This is a genomic window from Mobiluncus sp. (assembly GCF_985070215.1).
In genome coordinates, this window is the sequence record NZ_CFKZQR010000016.1 from 15,890 (window position 1) to 35,232 (window position 19,343).

15 protein-coding genes and 1 pseudogene are annotated in these 19,343 nt (G+C 55.8%); 5 read left to right on the plus strand and 11 right to left on the minus strand.

What is annotated here, in order from left to right; all coding sequences use genetic code 11:
- Positions 1-419: 419 nt before the first annotated feature.
- The 4 genes from AC5LBQ_RS04800 to AC5LBQ_RS04815 form a co-directional block, all read right to left on the minus strand.
- Positions 420-1,784, minus strand: coding sequence for a 5-methylcytosine restriction system specificity protein McrC (locus AC5LBQ_RS04800; protein WP_307742321.1), 1,365 nt, complete (start codon positions 1,782-1,784; stop codon positions 420-422).
- Entirely contained in the window at positions 1,784-3,247 is a 1,464-nt protein-coding gene (locus AC5LBQ_RS04805; protein ID WP_307742320.1) for an McrB family protein, read from the minus strand. The genes AC5LBQ_RS04800 and AC5LBQ_RS04805 overlap by 1 nt, the downstream gene beginning before the upstream one ends.
- 210 nt (positions 3,248-3,457) lie before the next feature.
- Positions 3,458-4,696 carry a class I SAM-dependent RNA methyltransferase gene (locus AC5LBQ_RS04810; protein ID WP_493264784.1) on the minus strand — a complete coding sequence of 413 codons (1,239 nt, stop codon included), beginning with the start codon at positions 4,694-4,696 and terminating at the stop codon, positions 3,458-3,460.
- Between the two features lie 10 nt (positions 4,697-4,706).
- A complete protein-coding gene (locus AC5LBQ_RS04815) occupies positions 4,707-6,542 on the minus strand; it encodes an amino acid transporter (RefSeq protein WP_493264785.1) in 1,836 nt (611 codons plus the stop codon).
- 98 nt (positions 6,543-6,640) lie between these two features.
- On the opposite strand from AC5LBQ_RS04815, the gene AC5LBQ_RS04820 reads away from it, so the two are divergent.
- Together AC5LBQ_RS04820 and AC5LBQ_RS04825 are read left to right on the plus strand one after the other, a co-directional pair.
- Positions 6,641-7,300 (plus strand): potassium channel family protein, encoded by a 660-nt coding sequence (locus AC5LBQ_RS04820; protein WP_282921661.1) that lies wholly within the window; start codon positions 6,641-6,643, stop codon positions 7,298-7,300.
- A 2-nt stretch (positions 7,301-7,302) separates the two neighbouring features.
- On the plus strand, positions 7,303-8,112 hold the full coding sequence (locus AC5LBQ_RS04825; protein ID WP_493264786.1) for a potassium channel family protein: 810 nt from the start codon (positions 7,303-7,305) through the stop codon (positions 8,110-8,112).
- A gap of 12 nt (positions 8,113-8,124) precedes the next feature.
- On the opposite strand, the pseudogene AC5LBQ_RS04830 reads toward AC5LBQ_RS04825, so the two are convergent.
- The 4 genes and pseudogenes from AC5LBQ_RS04830 to AC5LBQ_RS04845 all read right to left on the minus strand — a co-directional run.
- Positions 8,125-8,742 (minus strand): annotated as a pseudogene (locus tag AC5LBQ_RS04830) (DUF3159 domain-containing protein); the annotation flags it as partial.
- Entirely contained in the window at positions 8,739-8,990 is a 252-nt protein-coding gene (locus tag AC5LBQ_RS04835) for a hypothetical protein (RefSeq protein WP_493264787.1), read from the minus strand. The pseudogene AC5LBQ_RS04830 and the gene AC5LBQ_RS04835, both read right to left, overlap by 4 nt.
- A 27-nt stretch (positions 8,991-9,017) precedes the next feature.
- Entirely contained in the window at positions 9,018-9,725 is a 708-nt protein-coding gene (locus tag AC5LBQ_RS04840; protein WP_493264788.1) for a DUF3710 domain-containing protein, read from the minus strand.
- Positions 9,725-10,030 carry a DUF4193 domain-containing protein gene (locus tag AC5LBQ_RS04845; RefSeq protein ID WP_282921665.1) on the minus strand — a complete coding sequence of 102 codons (306 nt, stop codon included), beginning with the start codon at positions 10,028-10,030 and terminating at the stop codon, positions 9,725-9,727. Before AC5LBQ_RS04845 ends, AC5LBQ_RS04840 begins: the two co-directional genes overlap by 1 nt.
- A gap of 139 nt (positions 10,031-10,169) precedes the next feature.
- Between AC5LBQ_RS04845 and sepH the strand changes: the two genes are divergently transcribed.
- On the plus strand, positions 10,170-11,255 hold the full coding sequence (gene sepH / locus AC5LBQ_RS04850; RefSeq protein ID WP_493264789.1) for a septation protein SepH: 1,086 nt from the start codon (positions 10,170-10,172) through the stop codon (positions 11,253-11,255).
- A 9-nt stretch (positions 11,256-11,264) separates the two neighbouring features.
- On the opposite strand, the gene AC5LBQ_RS04855 is transcribed toward sepH, so the two are convergent.
- A complete protein-coding gene (locus tag AC5LBQ_RS04855; RefSeq protein WP_493264790.1) occupies positions 11,265-12,440 on the minus strand; it encodes an alkaline phosphatase family protein in 1,176 nt (391 codons plus the stop codon).
- Positions 12,441-12,517: 77 nt separating this feature from the next.
- Between AC5LBQ_RS04855 and AC5LBQ_RS04860 the strand changes: the two genes are divergently transcribed.
- The gene (locus tag AC5LBQ_RS04860) at positions 12,518-15,064 is read left to right on the plus strand and encodes a DNA gyrase/topoisomerase IV subunit A (RefSeq protein WP_493264791.1); all 2,547 of its coding nucleotides are present in this window, start codon (positions 12,518-12,520) and stop codon (positions 15,062-15,064) included.
- 76 nt (positions 15,065-15,140) lie between these two features.
- Here the strand turns inward: AC5LBQ_RS04860 and AC5LBQ_RS04865 are convergent, their stop codons facing one another.
- Positions 15,141-16,232: an N-acetyltransferase gene (locus tag AC5LBQ_RS04865; RefSeq protein ID WP_493264792.1), complete on the minus strand. Its 1,092-nt coding sequence runs from the start codon at positions 16,230-16,232 to the stop codon at positions 15,141-15,143.
- Between the two features lie 94 nt (positions 16,233-16,326).
- Positions 16,327-18,438 (minus strand): DNA gyrase/topoisomerase IV subunit B, encoded by a 2,112-nt coding sequence (locus AC5LBQ_RS04870; protein WP_493264793.1) that lies wholly within the window; start codon positions 18,436-18,438, stop codon positions 16,327-16,329.
- Positions 18,439-18,604: 166 nt separating this feature from the next.
- Here AC5LBQ_RS04870 and AC5LBQ_RS04875 point away from each other — a divergent pair, with 166 nt between their 5' ends.
- A complete protein-coding gene (locus AC5LBQ_RS04875) occupies positions 18,605-19,051 on the plus strand; it encodes a GNAT family N-acetyltransferase (protein WP_493264794.1) in 447 nt (148 codons plus the stop codon).
- The last annotated feature ends 292 nt before the right edge of the window (positions 19,052-19,343 follow it).

The following is a 19,343-nucleotide window of genomic DNA, read 5'->3' on the forward strand; positions in this document are numbered from 1 at the left end:
TCCTTCCCCGCCGTTCAAGACTCCAGAAACGTCACAATCTGGAATCCCATTTACGCTAATATGGAGACTATAACAAACGGTTGAAAGACCGAATGTGTATGGAACCCTTCCATGGACAAGTCATTGCGGGCTACCTGGTAGTACTCTCCTCTAGCAATGCTCGACGAGACGCTGTTATCCTAGAGGCACAACGAACAATCGTCCGAATCCTACGACCAATACAAGAACAAAACATCATATATCAAGGCCACAAAATCCAATACGGCGACTCTTCACACACAAGCCCAGCAAATCCTAAACAAACTGGATCACTAAAATATATAAATTAGTCCAAAATGCACGATAGCCGGGACTTGCACTATTTGGCAATGCAAATTACGCTAATCCTCTCATTTGTGATCTGCAACAGTAGGTTTCTATCAATCACCATCGAATAAATTCGTCTTGAACATCTCTTTGAGTTGCTGCGGAGCTGCCTCCATCTCTTTAATACTAAAAGGTAGACCACACAAAATGACCTTATTCGTCGCTCCACACAACCTGTTACCGGAATAACCAATCACACGATATCCCATTTCATTTGCTGGATAGAATAATATACCCGCCTTCCCTGTACTCTGGGGTTCAAAGGCGCAATATGCCAATATTTGGTGTAAGTCTGCCCGATGTGTCTCCTTCAAAATTTCGCTTGCTAGATTACTCGCGTAATAATTCGCTTTGTATTTTGCGTCAGCCATGTACAAGCGTTCGCCGATAGTGAACACTATATCCGGTTCTAGGTAACTTAATCCCCACGCGGGGATACGACCTACCCCGCGGATCTTGCTGTTTGGATACGTCTTGCCGGACATCCCCCTGGCTGCATGTGCGACAACGGTCTGGACATAGCGTTCGAAGAGCTCCGCCATATCCATCCGCCATGCAGTGCACTGCGTGTTGCCTTTCTTCAAGATGATATTCGATTGTTCCTTAGCCGCAATGACGCATCGGGGGTCATGCGTTCTGATGGAGATTGATGTGACGGGCTTCGGGCATATATCAGCAACTTTTCTCGCAAGAGTGTTGATTTTAGACTCGTAACCGTAGCGAATCGAAGCCGGGGTACCTACATCGATGAGTATTCCTTGTGCGATATCAAATACATACTTCAGCTCCCGCCACTCGCGATGATCTGTAGTGAGAATGCTGTCATGCGCTGGAAATATCAGCGCCTTCCGTGGATCTGCGCTGCATGACGCATACTTCCGCCAGTCAGTACTCGACTTCGGATACCGATGTGAACGGTCTTGTGTATCGAACTTTCTCCATGAGTACCGATATACAGCCTCAAACAGATCGACGTATTTCATTGCCTCGTAGTACATCGGCGGACTAAGTTGCATCGGATTGCACAGCATGTTGTCGTCTGAAAATTCCGGGGAAATAGAATACTCAAGCGCAGCCAGTAAGCGAGTTAAATCGGAAAAAACATCCTCACCAGTGTCAAATCTGGGGATGACCTGGAAATCTTTGTGCGCTATGCCGTCATATGGCATTCTGACTGGAATCGCTCCGATATAATTCGAGGAATGGAATGATAGAGTCAAAGCGTTGTCCACTCCCTCGAGCACAACCTTGATCCCGAGGAAGTCAAACATCTTCTTGTTCAGATCCACGAAACGCCGGACCTGACCCTCAAGATGACGTTTGTCAACCTTCTTGTCGAAGAGCCTCTCGTATATTTCCCTATTGTGGAATCCTTTGGATTCAGACAGGCAGGGTAATGTGCAGAACAGCTTGTCCATTACCTGAACATCTCCGTGTGGATCCTATGGCGGAAATAATTGACGAAATCATCTTTCGAACGTGAAAGCATCCCGTTGGCGAGGTATTCTTTGATCAAGGGCATAACCTCGTATTTCAGTCGTTCTCCCATCTCGGCTCTCTCAATAGTGTCCTTATCTTTCCCTTGGCCATTCTTCACCACAAAGTATGCTTGACCGGGCTGTAGGTTCAGCTCCTCGTCTGTCGCATATTCTTCGAAGATTTCTCTGATAGCGTTGAACTCCTCTGTACAGAACTTGTAGTTCTCATCCGTCTTGATCTCATGGGGAATCATGGTGTACCAGGCGAATCTCCGCCTCAAAGCAAAATCAACAACTGCAAGGCTCCTGTCCGCGGTGTTCATCGTAGCAATGACATAAAAATTATCCGGCAATTTGTCCAATGAAAGCTCCGGGCATATCTGTATTGTTCCAGCTTTGCTGTCAGACATGGTCGGCTCAAACAGGTAGAAGGCCGGCCCCAGCACATTCGAAAGATTTGCCCTGTTAATCTCGTCAATGATCAAATATACCTTCTTGTCCCTTTCCATTTGGGCGGTCTCTATCGCTTTGACGAGCACACCCTTTTTGGCTTTGTATTTCAGCAATTCATCCGTTGTATCTGGAAGAATCCCATAAACAAAATCACTATACGACGTTTCCGCATGGAACTGAGTGAAGAATACAATGCTATCAGGACAATCTTCGATGATCTTTTTAGCCATTCTGGTTTTTCCGGTACCTGGAGCACCCTGGAGGACTATATATTTTCTACTTTCCAATAGCTCTCGGATTTCCCTCTCCTCATTTATGGCTACACTCTTGACTGGCATCGATTCCTTCACCATCTTTCTCTGGTCTTTATTCGACGGCCAGCCACGGATAGTGGCATATAATGCCAGATACAACTCAATGATTTCTTGACACTTTTTTTCATTATTAGGATCGAAGATGGTCGCAGCTAAAATGACTTTCTCATAGCTTTTCACAGCATTGCTCAGTGTCTCGGGAATACCATTTGCTTCGCAATAATTCCTGAATCCATCCCGGGAATTGGTATCCAGGAAATCATTCTTAATGAAAGAATTCATAGCATTCTCCGCGCCCTGAAGACATCTAGAAAAAGCCCTCCTCGTTCCGGGGACGGTAGCGATGTCAAAATCGTTTTTAAATCCCAAACTTCCAATCACTAGAGCGACAATCCACCTGTCACTTTCGATATTTTTTTCATTGCTCGGGAACACAACAATACTCAAATCAGAATACGGCCCAGAGGGTTCTTCACCCTCGTTAATACAACCAAAATATGCACCAGTATCCGGGAAGGGATCATTTATGTTCTTCCTCTTGACATAATTAAGCTTGTCTGAACGCACTTTACCGCCGAACTTATCAGCAGTAGGGAAGAAAAATTTATCCATAAGGTCAACGAATTCCGCAAACATAAAATTTCTCCTAACGAATGTATTAAAAAATTCGGCTGGTTCCCTTCAATCCATACAGACCTATGTAATCCAAACCCCTTCTCGAGTTTCTACGAAACGGGAGTAGGACGACTTCGATACGTTTCCGCATATCAGTGCGGGCTGTTCAGCCAACCGAACAGTAGCGGATGAAGAAGCTAACGGGGACAGGAGTTCCCGGGAACCTCGGCATCATATCTGTGACATTAATGCTACCGTCTCCACGTGGCTGGTGTAGGGGAACAAATCGAAGGCTCGCCAGGTCTTAACCCGGTAACCCAACTGGCGCATGGTTTCCAGGTCCCTGGCACAGCTAACCGGGTCGCAGGAAAACAGCGCCACCAAATCCGGATTCTGCTGACAAATCGCTCGTGCCACCGCTTTGCCCAACCCCGAGCGCGGCGGATCAGCCACCACCAAGGTGCCGGCACTGACCATCTCGCCCAGCGGCAAGTCATGCAACAACTGCGGCGAAACGTTGCCACGCCGCACCTCAACCTGCTCGAAACCGGCCTTCGCCAAATTATAGGCAGCCGATTTCGTCGCCGGACCGTCGCCCTCCACCGTGGTCAAACGCCCTTGTGCACCCACGGCCTCAGCCAAGAACAGCGAAAACAACCCCGAACCGGAATACAGCTCCCACACGTCGAACCCCTCGGCCTCACCGATGGCACCCAACAGTGCGGCTGCGAGGGTCGCGGGCGCGCGCCGGTCAGTCTGCCAAAACGAACCGGCAAAAATCCGGTACGTAAAAGTCCGGTCCCCGACGCTGACCGTTTCCCGCACCCGCGATGTTGTCGGCTCGCCGTCCACGCTGAAAGTCTGGCCATCAACGAACAGCACCGGCGCGGAACTTGACGGGGCAATGACCCGCAGACGGGTTCCCGGCGCAAATTCCCAATGCCGCCGGAACAAATCCAAGTCGACCAGCTCGGGTACCATCAGCGGAAAAGAACGCACGGTGTGGACGTTGTGGGCCGCAGCTTCGTACATGCCCAGTCCCCCGCCCTCGCTGATGGTAAAGCTCACGCGAGTGCGGCCCGGCTCGGGACCCAACGATTCGACTTCCCAACCAAGGTGAGCCTGATCCAGCTGTTCCAGCAGTTCCGGGCTACCATTTCGCCGGATAGCGTCACGCACCACGTCACGCTTCCAGCGCAGCTGAGCTGGATAAGCAACGTGTCCCAGTTCCACCCCGCCCAGATCCTTTGCCTCACCTTCGGGCCAGATATGTGCGACCCGATCCGCACTGGCGGTTTTCACCCGCACGACCCGCCCATAGGCAACTTTGGAACGCTCCGAGGTGACCTCGACCTCGACAGTTTCGCCCGGCACTCCTCCCCGCACCATAACGACTTTTCCTGATGCCAAACGGCCCACGCAATATCCGCCGTGAGCCGGCCCACCCAGTTCGATTAGTTCAGTTTGCATATATTTCCCTTCAAGCCATCAAGGTGACCCAGGTAATCGTCACTCGTTCTAGGCGTGCCAAGTGGCGAGCATAAGTACGTTCCGCCGCGTTGTGTAGCCATCCCAGAGCCCTGCATTTCGGGACGTACCGTGGCAAATAGACCGAGATAGAGGTCAGAGGATCCATATCGAGTTTGGCGCTGAGGTATTTTTGAACCGATCCCAGGTGATTACCGCCCTCGTCAGGAATCAAGGTCAGCGTAGCGGTGATTCCCAACTCCTGCCACTGGCGGCGGATCTCAGTTTCGTCCTCATCTGGTTCAAGCACGTGCAAGACCTCGACATTAGGGTGGTGCGCGGCCCACGCGTAACGAATAGTTTTTAGGGCAGAGGCGTCAAAACGCGGCACCAGCACGAGGGCGAGAGTATGTTTCACCGGGGTTTCGGCGTGTTCGAGCTGCGACATTTTGTTTTGCACCCTCCGGTAATAGAAGTTGAGACAATAAATCAGCAATCCCAGTCCGGCCCAGACGGCCAGCACATAAAGTTCAAAAATGGAATTGAATGCCACCGAAACCACAATCAGGATAATCAGACTGATAATGACGCTGATGATGGCGATGCGGTAGTACCGCTTGGATTGGCGACGTTGCACATACGTTGCCCCTCTGTGGAATCGGGAACGCCACATGCGCATCCGGGCCACTTGGCCCAAGAAGCTGGAGATGGCCACGAAAGTCACCCAGGTCAGCGCTGCCACCCCCATACGGCTGTGTACTGTCAGCGCCACCGCGAACGTAACGACCATGAACGTCAAAATCGAAGCCGAACGCCCTCGGCGCATCCAAGACACGGGAACCTGATGGACCGCCAAGTCGTGACCGCTCAAATCCGTTAGCAAAGTGGAGACACTGGAGACATAGATATAGGCGCTGATGAGGCATCCCACCGCGAACAGAGACATAATCGGAACGACCAGCCATCCGTTCTTGTCCAGCAAAACCCTCAGCAATAAAGCCAAGTTGCCGGGCCCTTGAATGACCGTATCCAGGCGGGTCCAATGGAATCCGGCCACCGTAAACGACAGATAGACCGTAGCGGCAAACATGGCGGCGGCGGAACCACCCAGAACTCTGAACATGAGACCAGAAAGCGGCTGACGGCTTTCGTTGCGGAACAGTGTCACCGCCGGGGTCACCGGAACCAGCAGTAGCGCCGCTACGGCAGCAGCTTTCCAACCGGACTGCAGGTTAGCATCGGCGACCGCGTTCTTGGCTTTCGTAGTGGAACTAAGCAGCTCCAACAAACCGGGCTTGGCTCCGTTACGCAGGTAGTGCCAAAAACCGTAGGCCAACAACAAGAAACCCACTACGAATATCACCAGGGTAAGCCACGGAATCGCCCTGCGGATAGGTTCGGGGAAAAACAGCGCCAGCAGCAGCAAGACGAAACCGGCAATGAGAATCCACACGCGATACTTTTCGGGCAAATCCGCGGAAACCACGATAAAGGTGGTAGCGGTAGAGACCAGGGCTGCTACGGCGACGACCATCGCCAGCAGCGAGGCCGCGGCGGTGAGAGCTCCGAGGAAAGACCCCAAGTAGGCTTGCACCAGGGCAGCCGTGGAATCTAAACGGTGGGTTTGCCCCAGGGAATACCCGTGGGCCAGCGTTGTTATCAACCCGGCTATCAGGACAAACGCCACAATCCACAGGGCCACCGCGGAAAAAATCGGTCCCGAATACGCAATCAGAGACGGAAAAACCGAGGCCGCAATGAGGGCTGGAAACCAAAATTTTGGTGCGAAGAAAGCCAGCTGGGTAAAGGTCTCCAGCCAACCCTCCTTCGGAGTCAGATTCTTCAGCACGTCTCAACTTTAGCCGCTCGGATTCAAACCGGAAAGAATTTCCCTACCCAACCCGTGAAATGTAGCCGAATTTGTGCCTTTCAGGTTATGTTTTAAGAGTGCATTTTGTAATCATGGGCTGTGGCCGCGTCGGAACCACGCTGGCGAAAGCGATTGAGGACCGGGGACACACCCTGGCAATTATCGACAACAACACGGATTCTTTCCGCCGACTGTACAAGAATTTTCAAGGACAAAAGCTGACTGGTGAAGGGTACGATCGCAATACACAATTGCAGGCCGGTATCGAAGATGCCTACGCTTTTGCGGCGGTGGCTGATGATGACAATGCTAATATCCTGGCGGCACGCGTGGCCCGCGAGATTTATCACGTAAAGAAGGTGGTGGCGCGCATCTCCGATCCGCGGCGCGCCGAGGTTTATGAACGGTTGGGTATCCCCACCGTCGGCTCTGTGGATCGCACCGCCGCATTATTGCTGGCACGGGTGTTACCGCTACCCCCAGATGTCGTGTTTACCGAGGATACCGGGCACTTGAGCCTGTGCCGTGTTCCCGTGGGACCCAGCTGGGTCGGTCAGGAAGTTTCTGCTTTAGAGACTGAACTGGAGATTCGGGCCGCTTATGTGCTGCGTTTTTCTAAAGTTTTGATGGTTGAGGCCTCGACTGTGTTACAGGAAAACGACGAGTTGTTCTATTTTGTTTCCGAGTCTCAACGCGAAGCGGTGGCCTCCCGTTTGGCCCGGAATTTCAAGGAGTAAAGATGCTGATTGTTATTGCCGGGGCGGGCTCAATCGGCCGCTCCATCGCCAGGGAACTGCTAGCCAGGGGACATGAGGTCACAATCGCCGACTCGAGCCCCGAGGCGATGAAAGTTTCCTCCGTGCCGGAAGCGAACTGGATTCTGGGAGACTTATCCACTCCCGAAACGATGGAGCAAGCGGGCGGGGCGCAAGCTGATGTGGTCGTCGCCACTACCGGCAATGACCAGGCTAATCTGGTTATTGCGCTGCTGGCCAAGACTCAGTTCGGGGTGCCCCGCGTGGTCGGACGGATTAATAATCCCAAGAACGAGTGGATGTTCAATGAGTCTTGGGGCGTGGACGTGCCGATTTCTACCCCCCGGATGATGACTGCCCTGGTCGAGGAGGCTCTGAGCGTAGGTACCCTAGTGCCGATTTTCCGGTTCTTTAACTCCCACAACGGATTGTTCTCGATAGTCCTTTCCGCTGATTCCCCGGTTTTGGGTCGGCCCGCGGGCGAGCTGGAGTGGCCGATAGGGGTTTTGTTGACCGCGGTTATTCAAGACGGGAAAGCGTTGGCTCCCCACGAGGTCGCGAGCTTACACGCTTCGGATCAGTTGCTGTTCCTGTTCCCCGAGCAAAATGAAGATACCGTTGAACAGGTCGGGAAAATATTGACGGCCGCGGATACCACGGATTCAGCTAGCACTGTCGGAGGTGTCGGCATTACCGGTGTCGGAGGGGCCGACGGCGGTAAGGCCAGAGTCGAGGAACTTCCCGTGGGTGCGGCGCAGCAGGAGCCAGCTGAGGTAGAGCGCCAAGGCGAATAGCGGCAAGCCCAACAAAATCTGGAAAGTTCCCAGCCAGGGTACGTTTCCTCCCAGGTATAGGGGCGTTTTTACAGCCAGGCGCAGCAGGAAAACTCCCAGCCAGATGACGGTTACGGCGTAGTATGCTTGCTTATCCGCTTTCAGTCTCGGATCTGTCCTCCAGCTCAAACCTTGAGAGCGAAACCACCCGACCAACAGACCGATTACGGGAAAACGCACCAGAATCGACACCAGAATCACGCTGGCATAAACCGCGTTAATTATCAGGCTCATCAAAAAGTAGTTTTCGCCTTTGCCGCTGAACATGGCCCACAAAACACCGATGATGACGACCCAGAATCCCGCAAACGCCTGCATAATCGAGGAATGCCCAATGAGCCGCGCGATAATCAAGCCCACGGCAAATCCCAGGGAAACCGCCCCGGCCTTCATAACGTCCCAGCCAGCCACGAACGCCACCACGAAAACCAGCGTCGGCCCGATAGACTCGACTATGCCACGCCACCCTCCTACCGCTTGGCGCAGGGAGAATTCTTCGGCGTCCAGTCTGCCCCCCATGTTTCGACCCAGGGCATCCTTGAATTCGTTGAGTCCGGCTGCAACCGATTCCTGGTCTTTTTCCTCGCTCATTTGTCCCCCAAGAGGTGATAATCCGGGTTTATCAGTTCCACCCCGTCCTCGCCCTGCAGCGGAATTCCACACACTTGCAGGCGACGTCCCAAGGTCACTCCGGGAACTTCCATCCGCCCCAGCCAGCGCACGTTGATGAACCCTCCTGCGGTCTCCAGGCAAATCCGGAAAGACGGCACGGCAGAAGGAGACAGGAAAGACCTGGAAAGCACGGTGCCGACCCGGGTTATCTGTTGACGCGGTGACATGGAGAACTCGCTTTGCTTGCGCTGCGGCTAGGCCTGCTGATCGCGCAGAGCCGCCAGCTGACGCGCCAAGTCGTCGGGCAAAACCACGGGAATGACCGAGCGGGGACTCATCGGCCGGGAACCACGCACCACCACGACCTGACGGACAGCCTGTTCTAGGGCCTGCAAATCCGGGTCATCGGCTTGCACCATGCCGTTAAAGACCAGGCGCACAAACCAGTTCGGGCCGTCCACTCCGCAATAGCGAACCTGCACGCGCCCCCGGTTGCCTTTGGCGTCTTGCGCCGCTAACTGCACGAACAGTTCCGTGCCGAAACTGCCCTCGCGTTCGTCACAAGTGTTGCCCGCCGCGGTGGTTTCTCCGCGTACCTGCGCACGAAGCTCGGGCCACAGGCGTTTCGACTTAGGTGCAGCTACCGCCAGCAGCTCTACCGCCGCCTTACCAATCTGCATGGTCAGAGAGCCAAAAGTTTTTTCATCCAGGGGAGATTCGGGATGAACCGCCAGCCCAGGAATCTGGGGCAGCAAGAACACTCCAAAGTCCGCATACTGGGACGTGTCCTGGTCACCAAGTTGTTTGACGTCCAGGGGTCCTGCGGGTTGCTCTTTTGTCCCCGGAATGTCAGACGCGGTCGACACCGAGGCGGATGTATCCGTTTTTACCTCGCTGGCGGAATCGTCCTCGAGCTCACTGGGGGATTCATCCGTCTTACGTTTCTTAGAGAACAGTCCCATCAAGCTACACCCGCACAATCCATGCACACCGGCTGGCCGTTTTCTTCCCCGGCCAACTGGGACGCATGATGCACAATAAAACATTGTGAACACACGAATTCGTCATCTTGCTTGGGGACTACGCGAACTGAGAGTTCTTCGTTGGAAAGGTCCGCGCCAGGCAACTCGAAAGAATCCGCAGCTTCATTTTCGTCCTCGTCAACGGAAGCATCTTCGGAATTTTTTCGCTGAGTTTTTAACTCCTCGAGAGATTCCTCCGGGTTTTCCTCGTCTCGCTTGCGCGGGGCATCGTAATCGGTAGCCATTGCACTCCCTTAAAATAATAGTTTTGGTGCGTCGCGATATTAGCACTACTTTAAGGAAATTGCGACCTCTCGGCAACGTTACGGCGGGTTGACGTGAAAACTGCCTACGATTTTGGCAATGTTTAGCTTAGGAGGAAATATGCGCAGTCTTTCTTTGCTTGGAATTCATACTGACGGCGAACACCTTGTCTTGGTTGACACAGACGGTGAGCGCTTCCTTTTACCCCTCGACGAAGAGCTGCGCTCCATTGTGCGCCAGCAGCGCCGGAAAGTGGTGGCAGCTCTGTCTGCCTCTGACACTCAGGACTTGCGTCCCAAAGACATCCAAACCTTGATTCGCGGCGGCGCCACCGCCCAAGAAGTCGCCACCAGCGCCGGTCTGGACTTGGATCAGGTCAAACGCTACGAAGCTCCGGTTATGGCGGAACGGATTTATGCCGCCCGTCAGGCTCAAGAAACTCGTGTAGCTCCGGACAAAGATGCTCCGGCCTTGGGCGAACTGGTGATAGACCGCCTGGCCACCCGCGGAGTCAGCCCATCTTCACTAATTTGGGATGCTACTCGGCAGCCCGGCGAAAATTGGCTGGTCCACCTGGAGTTTGTCCAGGATGCCAAAGCGCTGGAGGCGAACTGGGACTTTGACCACGAAAACCGCACGTTGACGGCGTTGGACGAACAGGCGCGCTGGCTGACAGAGACAGCCACCCCGGCCGGTTCTGACGCTCTATTGAGCCGGGGACATTTTCACTTCGGTTCCACCCCAGAGGCCGAGGCTTCCCCCACCACGGCTACGAAACCCGTCCCGGCACAGTCTGCGGAAACTAGCGCTACCGAAGCCTTGCTCGATGAGCTCAATGCCGCCCGGGGAACCCGTCTTTCCGTAGTGACCGGCGATGAAGAGGACGATGTTTCCGCGATGGAGGCCGCTATTGCCTCCGGGTTTGCCCCCGATGCTGAGGCCGCGCCGCCAGCCGCCCCCGCCTCGGACGTCGCTTCGCCCCAGCCCGATGCAGACGTTCTACCCCTCGATGCCGCGAAGCGCCAGTCCTCCAAAACTGCTCAACCACCCGCGCAGCCCACAGAAACCGGTGTCCTGCCGGGGATGGAAGATTTGCAGCCGAATCCGGCTTCAGCCCCCGCCGACAGCGGTAAACACACCGCGCGTCGGGGACGTGCCGCCATGCCCTCTTGGGACGAAATTTTATTCGGCTCTAAAGCCGACTGAGATAGACTCTCAGCTGCAATATCGCAGCATCGGGACACGCATTTCCTGTTCACTCAAGCCTCCGTGCAAGCCTTTCATCTGGAATACCTGACTTTTGAAAAAGCGCGAATCCAAGGTTTGGCCTATCCCCGCAGCGAATACGACCACGTCTCCCAACAGTTCCGCCCGGCGTACCGGCGTGCCGTTATAGGAGGCAAATAACGTCTCAGTTTCGTCGCGATTTAAGACTTTGGCTGGTCCCAGCAGCGTCTGCAAACTAACTTGCAGCGCCGCGGCGGCTCCCGGTTTGGCGTGGAGGTGCAAGGCGCGTCCTTCTCCGCTGGCGTCCGCAATGAATTCTGCCGCCGCAGTGTTCGCCAAATCTACGGTAACCTCTGGGGACGTGTTTAACATGCCGTGGTCCGCGGTGATGACGACCCTCACTCCAGGAGCCATACTGTCCAGCATGATTCCAATCGCACGGTCGACCTTTTCCAGGTTTTTCACCCATTTATCCGACCCCACCCCGTAACCATGTCCGGCATGATCGACTTCTGCCATATAGAAATATGTCAGTCCGCCCTGCTTGGACACGGTTGCGGCGTCACGGGCTCGCGCATCCAAGTTTTCTGAAGACACATATGTGGCGCCCCGCAGAGCAGCCCGCGTCAGTCCACCGCCGATAAATTTTTTCGGCCCCAACGCGAAAGCCGGAATTTTCGCCGCGTTCAGGCGTTCAAACCAAGTCGGTTCGGTTTGGAATTCCTCCACCCTTCCCGGGTACTCCTCGAAAGTAATCAAGCTAAATTTCGCCCGTGCTACCGGGTCTATCAGCTGATAGGACAACATATTGTGACGTCCGGGGACCAGCCCGGTCAGGGTGGAAGTAATAGCGGCTGCGGTAGTGGAGGGGCACACGCTGCGGCCAGTCAGAGGCTGCCCTGAGGCAGCGGCGTTTTTCACCAAAGCACGTAGGTTCGGCGCGTGTCCCAAATATTCGTTCAGGTTCCACCACCCCAGTCCGTCGATCAATACGAGGACGATTGGGGCACCAACGGGGCTGACAGCCGCATCGGGTTCCACAGGCAGCCCCTGGGGCAAGGGAGACCAGCCGGCAGCCGCGAACTCGCTTGCCAACAGGGCATCGAGGCGTAAATCAGGATCGTTCGCAGCCATGATTTCGGTGTGAAATTCCGTCTCGCTCACCCTTCCATTCAATCATTTCTGGCCTCGCCGGTGTGGCAAGCGGCGCAAGAGCGGGAAACTTCGTAAGAATTGGTGTCATGTCTGACTCCTCCCTCGAACGCATCCAAGACATCGACATTAACGAGGAAATGGAGCACTCCTTCCTGGAATATGCCTATTCAGTCATTCACGCGCGCGCCCTGCCCGATGCGAAAGACGGGTTGAAACCGGTCCAGCGCCGCATCCTGTTCCAGATGAAACAGATGGGCTTGACCCCGGACAAGGGACACGTGAAGTCGCAGCGCGTCGTGGGCGACGTCATGGGCAAACTGCACCCGCACGGAGACTCAGCCATCTACGATGCCCTGGTGCGTCTAGCACAGCCTTTCACCATGCGTGTGCCGCTTATCGATGGTCACGGCAACTTTGGTTCGCTGGATGACGGTCCTGCCGCCGCGCGCTACACCGAAGCTCGTCTGGCTCCCGCCGCCCTGGCTCTGGTGGATGACTTGGACGAGGACGTTGTCGACTTTGTGCCGAACTATGACAATCAGCTCACCCAGCCTGCGGTACTCCCCGCCGCTTTCCCGAACCTGCTGGTCAACGGCGCGAACGGTATCGCGGTAGGCATGGCCACCAACATTCCACCCCACAATGTAGGCGAAACCATCAACGCCGCTATCTACCTGCTGGATCATCCGCAAGCCGATACCGCGGAACTGATGAAATATTGCCCCGGCCCGGACCTTCCCGGCGGCGGAATTATTGTGGGCTTGGACGGAATCCGCGAAGCCTACGAAACCGGCAGAGGTATCTTCACCACCCGTGCCCGGGCCACAATCGAGCAAGTCACTGCCCGTAAGCGCGGCATTGTCATTACTGAACTGCCTTACCAAGTAGGCCCCGAAAGGGTCGCGGAAAAGCTGAAAGAAACCGTCAGCTCCGGCAAGGTCAAAGGCGTTTCGGGCTGGCAGGATTTGTCCGACCGGACTCACGGAATGCGCCTGGTAGTCGAAGTCAAGAACGGTTTCCATCCCGAAGCTGTTTTAGCTTCGCTGTACAAGTACACTCCCCTGCAGGAATCTTTCGGCATCAATACAGTCGCCTTGGTCGATGGTCAGCCGCGCACGCTGGGTCTGAAAGCAGCGCTGCAGGTGTTCGTCGACCACCGTGTCGAGGTCACGCGGCGGCGCAGCGAATTCCGCCTAAAGAAAAAGCAAGAACGCCTGCATCTGGTCGATGGGTTGCTCATTGCCGTACTGAACCTGGATGACGTCATCGAGGTCATTCGGACTTCGGATGATTCCACCGCGGCCCGCCAACGTTTGATGGCGGTATTCGATTTGTCCGAAGCCCAAGCGGAGTTCATCCTCGAGTTGCGGTTGCGCCGTTTAACCAAGTTTTCCCGGCTGGAACTGGAGGCGGAAGCTGACGAGCTGCGCCAAGCGATTGCCGAACTGGAACAGATTTTGGCCTCCACGGAAAAACTGCATGACGTAGTGCGAACTGATTTGCGTCAGACCGCTGCGAAGCTGTCCACGCCGCGGCGTACCGTGTTGATGGAAGAGGATGGTTCGGCTGTGGCGGCCTCCGAAGATGCCGCGCTGCCGGTTTTGGGGGCGATGACGGTTACGGATGTGCCCTTGGAGGTCCCCGATGTGCCGTGCCGGATTGTCCTGGGTGCCGACGGGCGGGCTATCCGCTTGGCTCATACCGGTCCCGTTACGCGCTTGGAGGGATTCAACAGCATAGTCGCCGGCTCTATCCTGACCCATACACGCGGGTCTTTCGGTGTCGTCACCTCATCGGGTTTTGTGGTGCGTCTGGACGTGCTGAATCTTCCTCCGGGGGAAAAGTCCCCGCTGGCGGGCTCTGCCAGCTCCGGCGATGCCGGGTCCACAGATTCGGCTCAAACGGCGAGCGGGGAGGCCAACGTTGTGGAGAGCCTCGCAGAAAGCGCACCCCCCTGGTCTTTTGACGGCGCTCCGCAACTGTCAGCCGCAGCTCGATTGGAGGATGGGGAAACCGTGGTCGGCATCCTCACCTTGGATGAAGATGAAACGGTAGGAATGATGACCGAACAGGGCATCGTGAAGCGGATGCGGCCAGACTATCCCAGTACCCAAAACCGCTTCACCATCATCAATCTGGAAGGCACGGACCAGCTGGTCTACGCCGGAGCTTGCCCGGACGACGCCCAAATCGTGATGATTTCAACGGATGCTCAGTTATTGCGCACCCCAGCAAATAAAGTTCGTCCCCAAGGCCGCAACGCAGGCGGGGTCGCGGGCATGAGCCTGAAAGACCATACGCAGGTCATTGCCGGAGCTATCGTCCCTGATGAGTTGGTTGCGGCCACCACCGTGGCTACCGTCGCCGCCATCATGAACGCCATGCCCGGAGCAAATCAAAGTTCCATTAAACTCACGCCTTTAGATTGCTATCCCGTGAAGGGGCGGGGCGCACAAGGGGTGCGAGTGCAGCGTTTCCTTAAGGGCGAGTACGCGCTCGATATGGCCTTTGTCGGTCCGGATCCGATTCATGCCGTAGATGCCAAAGGAAAGCCGGTCAAGCTGCCGGAGTTGGATGAACGCCGCGATGGTTCCGGCTCGAACTTAAAATCTAACATCGCCTATTTCGGTTGATACCGGATTTTAATATATTTTCTTTTCGGCCTGGTGGAGTCCGCCTAGGACGGTGGCGTTGCGCGCGCGACGGGGTTTAGGGAGTCTTACGCCCCGTATTTCTCTCCTTTTTAGTCGGCAGCGCGGCGGCTGACTGACGGTTCATCTGGGCGACTTCTTCACGTAAAACTGTGGGGTCCACGGGTTTTTGTTCCTCGGCAGGCAGGTTCACCACCCACTCGGTAGAGCCTCCCGTAACTTCATACCCAAAATCAGTATAAAGTTTTGCGACTTCAGTCGGGTTTTCTTGATCCAACCCCACCGCCGCGAACTGCATTCCCGATTCCTGGTAAGCCGCAATGGCGTGTGACAGCAGTGCGGCGGCGACCTGGGTTTCCGCATAATCGGGCAGGACTCCCAGGATTTCGGTATAACCTTTGGTGAACCCCATCGCCTCCCAGTCCTGCTCGTAGCGAGCGGAAAGCAGATAACCCGCGACCTCGGCGACATCGCTGGACTTGTCCAAGGCAATAAAAGACCACTGTGGAGCAAAGAAAGGCCGATTCGACTGCCACGTTTGCAGATCTTGGGCGGGAGCCCCCGTCGCCAGAGCCATCAGCTCATTGTGAGCCCGGCGCACATGGTCATCGAAATCCGCAGACCACGGGATAATTTCCAGATACTTGCCGGGTGCCACCAGTTCCCCCGGTGCTGCCAAATCTCGGCGCAGTTCCAGGTAAGTATGGGCGGGCTGAAAACCATTTTCCTGCAGTTGGTGCGCAGCATCTCTCGCCGCTCGATCCACGAAACACACAATCTGGGCCGGTCGCGGCTTATCCGCCAGCATGGCGTGAGCGGTTTGAACTTCCCATTGGAAAATGATGGAACCGACTCCGCGATTCCGCCAACTCGCCTCCACGCCTCCGGAACAAACCGCCTGGAATCCATCGGTTTCCTCGACACGCACGATGGCGTAGGCGACCATCCGCGAGTCCTGGTCCCAAGCGCTCAGGCCACAAAAATCGGATTGAAAAATCGATTCAACTTCTGCCTGCGAAGTGCGATAGGGCGGATTGTCGATACGTTCCATATCGACTATGAGCCGCATCAGGTCCCGCTTATGCGCGGCTTCCAGCGGTTTCCAGGTGATGCCTGGAGTGGCAGCTGGATACGCAAAAAGTTGAGCCAAATCTCTCCCTCGCTTGTTAGGAGCCGTTGCCGTGAGCTTGGTTAATGTGACCGGTGAAAAAACCGCATATCAACCTGGAGCTTATCTGACGATTCTAGGCGTCAATCATCTCGGCGTCCAACTTGGAGGCTCCCTCGATGATGAATTCCCGCCGCGGCGGCACCGCCGAACCCATCAACAGTTCAAAGACTTCTTCCGCCCGGTTGACAGCGGCTTCATCACTTAAACGGATTCTCCGCAGCGTGCGGTGGCGCGGATCCATGGTCGTTTCCGCCAGCTGGTCAGCGTCCATTTCGCCCAGGCCCTTGTAGCGCTGGATGGGTTCCTTATAGGTTCGCCCGGTCCGCTCCAGTTTCCCCAGTTCCTTATGCAGCTGGTCCTCGGAATAGGTGTAGCGGAACTCGCCCGGCGTCTTGCCTTTCGCGTTGACCTGAATCCGGTGCAGCGGCGGGACGGCCGCAAAAACCCGGCCTGCAGCAATCATGGGCCGCATGTAGCGGAAGAACAGGGTCAACAGCAGCGTGCGGATATGCGCCCCGTCCACGTCCGCATCCGTCATCATGATGACTTTGCCGTACCGGGCTTGTGAAATGTCAAAAGTCCGCCCCGACCCGGCCCCAAGCACCTGGATAATCGCCGCGCACTCCGCATTAGCCAACATTTGGGCGGTCCCGGTCTTTTGCACGTTGAGGATTTTGCCGCGAATCGGGAACAGGGCTTGGAATTCGGAGTTCCGGGCGGCTTTCGCGGTGCCGAGTGCGGAATCGCCCTCCACAATAAACAGCTCGGATTTCTCGACGTCGTCACTGCGACAATCCACAAGTTTCGTCGGGAGTGTCGAGGTTTCTAGCGCGTTTTTCCGCCGCGTGATTTCTTTGGACAGCCGGGCGGACAGGCGCGAACGCATCTCGGCCACGATTTTGTCCAGAAGGGCGGAAACTTGGTTTTTGTCCTCGCGCTTCCGGGAATTCAGTTTCGCTTCGAGCCCCTCAGTTACGACTTTGGTCACAATCGGCTTAACTTTGGCGCTGCCCAGGGCTTCTTTCGTTTGCCCCTCAAATTCCGGTTCGGGCAGGCGCACGGTGATGATGGCGGTCATGCCCGCTAGAATGTCCTCTTTCTCGATTTTCGATTCTTTAGCGCCCAGTTTCAGGCGCCGCGAGTTGGCTTGGATTACCGCGCGCAAGGTTTTCACCAGTCCCGCCTCGAAGCCGGCCAGGTGCGTGCCACCGACCGGGGTCTCGATAATGTTCACGTAGCTTTGTTCCACGGTGTCATAGCCCACTCCCCAGCGCAGTGCCACGTCGACCTCGCAGGTGCGCTCCATCTCTTTGGGTTCCAAGTGGCCCGTTTTCTGGTTCGGCACTTGCACAATCTCCGTGAAGGTGCCGCTCCCCTGCAACTGCCAGGTGTCGGTGATGGCCCGGTCCGGCGCGAGATAGTCCACAAAGTCGACCGTACCGCCCTTGTGCAAGAACGTATCGGTGAGGGCTTCCTCTCCACGCAGGTCGGTGACGGTGATGGCTAGGCCGGGAACCAGGAACGAAGTTTTGCGCGCCCGGTTGGACAGGTCCTCATAACTGAAGTCAACGTCCTTGGGGAAAATCTGGTAGTCCGCCCAGAACCGTACCCGCGTCCCGGTGGTGCCTTTCTTAACCTTGCCAAGTTTCGTCAACTTGGAGGAATCCTCGAAAGGCCGGAAATCGTTGTTGGGGTTCAGTTCCTCCGTGTCACTGAACACCCCGGGTTCGCCCCGGCGAAACTGCAGACCGTGAGTATAACCGCCCCGGTCTACCGCCACGTCCATACGGGCTGACAGGGCGTTGACCACCGAGGCTCCCACCCCGTGCAAGCCTCCCGCGACCTTGTACAGTCCGGCATCGAATTTGCCGCCCGCGTGCAGTTTTGTGTACACGACTTCCACACCGCTCAAGCCCGTGCCGGGCACTTCGTCTATCGGCACCCCGCGTCCGTTGTCGCGCACTTCCGCCGAATGGTCGGGATAAAGCACGACTTCGATGTGGTCGCAGAACCCCGCCAAGGCCTCATCAACCGAGTTGTCGATGATTTCCCACAGGCAGTGCATGAGTCCGCGCCTGTCGGTCGAGCCGATATACATAGCAGGACGCTTGCGCACTGCCTCCAGCCCCTCCAAGACGGAAAGGTGGTGGGCGGAGTAATCAGAGACATCTTTTGCTGTAACCACGGGCTATATCCTATGCGTAGCGGCGCCGCGGTTCAGGTTGCCTTGCCGAGCGTCCCGCTTTTTGCCCCCCGCGCCCCCGGCTTTCGCGCTGTGTGGCCCCGGTAAACCGCTGGTAGACTAACACTCTGATAACACATGAAAACCCACGACACAGGAGGCGTCACCTTTGGAGCTGAAGGTTAAGACTTTTACGCAGCTTAGTAACACGGAACTGTATGCGATTTTGAAACTCAGGGTTGATGTTTTCGTGGTCGAACAGGCTTGCCCCTACCCGGAAGTTGATGGGCGAGATGAGGATTCTCTGCACGTGTGGCTAGAAGAGGACGGCGAAATTCTGGCATACCTGCGTGTCTTGGACCGCGGCGTGGAGAGCGAATATGTCGCGATTGGCCGCGTCATTGCCGCGCGCCGCCGCCAGGGCTTGGGGTCTGAAATCATGAAAGCGGGAATACGCGTGGCTCAAGAGCGTTTCCACGCCGAAGCCATCTATCTGGAGGGACAGGTCTATGCCCAGGGGTTCTATGAAAGCCTCGGGTTCCGCCAGATTTCCGAGCCCTACTTGGAGGACAATATCCCCCATATCAAGATGCTGCGCGAGTCTGACCCGAGCTAACGCCGCCCAAATTCAGAATCTTTCCATCCGCGAGCAACGGCTGGCGTCGTCCAAGCCGCCCCCGGCATCACCGACACACTGTTCACCAAGCGGACACCACCGCATTCGCCCAGTTTTACGCCCCGGGGGTTTCCGACCGGCACGCTTAAACCTATTAATTTGCGTCGGTGTGCCATATATGGCACACCGACGCGTTTAAATAGTTTTTATCCCAGCTATTTAGAGAAGCTCGGGCACCGTCAGCGTGGATAACTAGGGAGATTTGGGTGGTTGCTGCCAATAATGGCAGCTA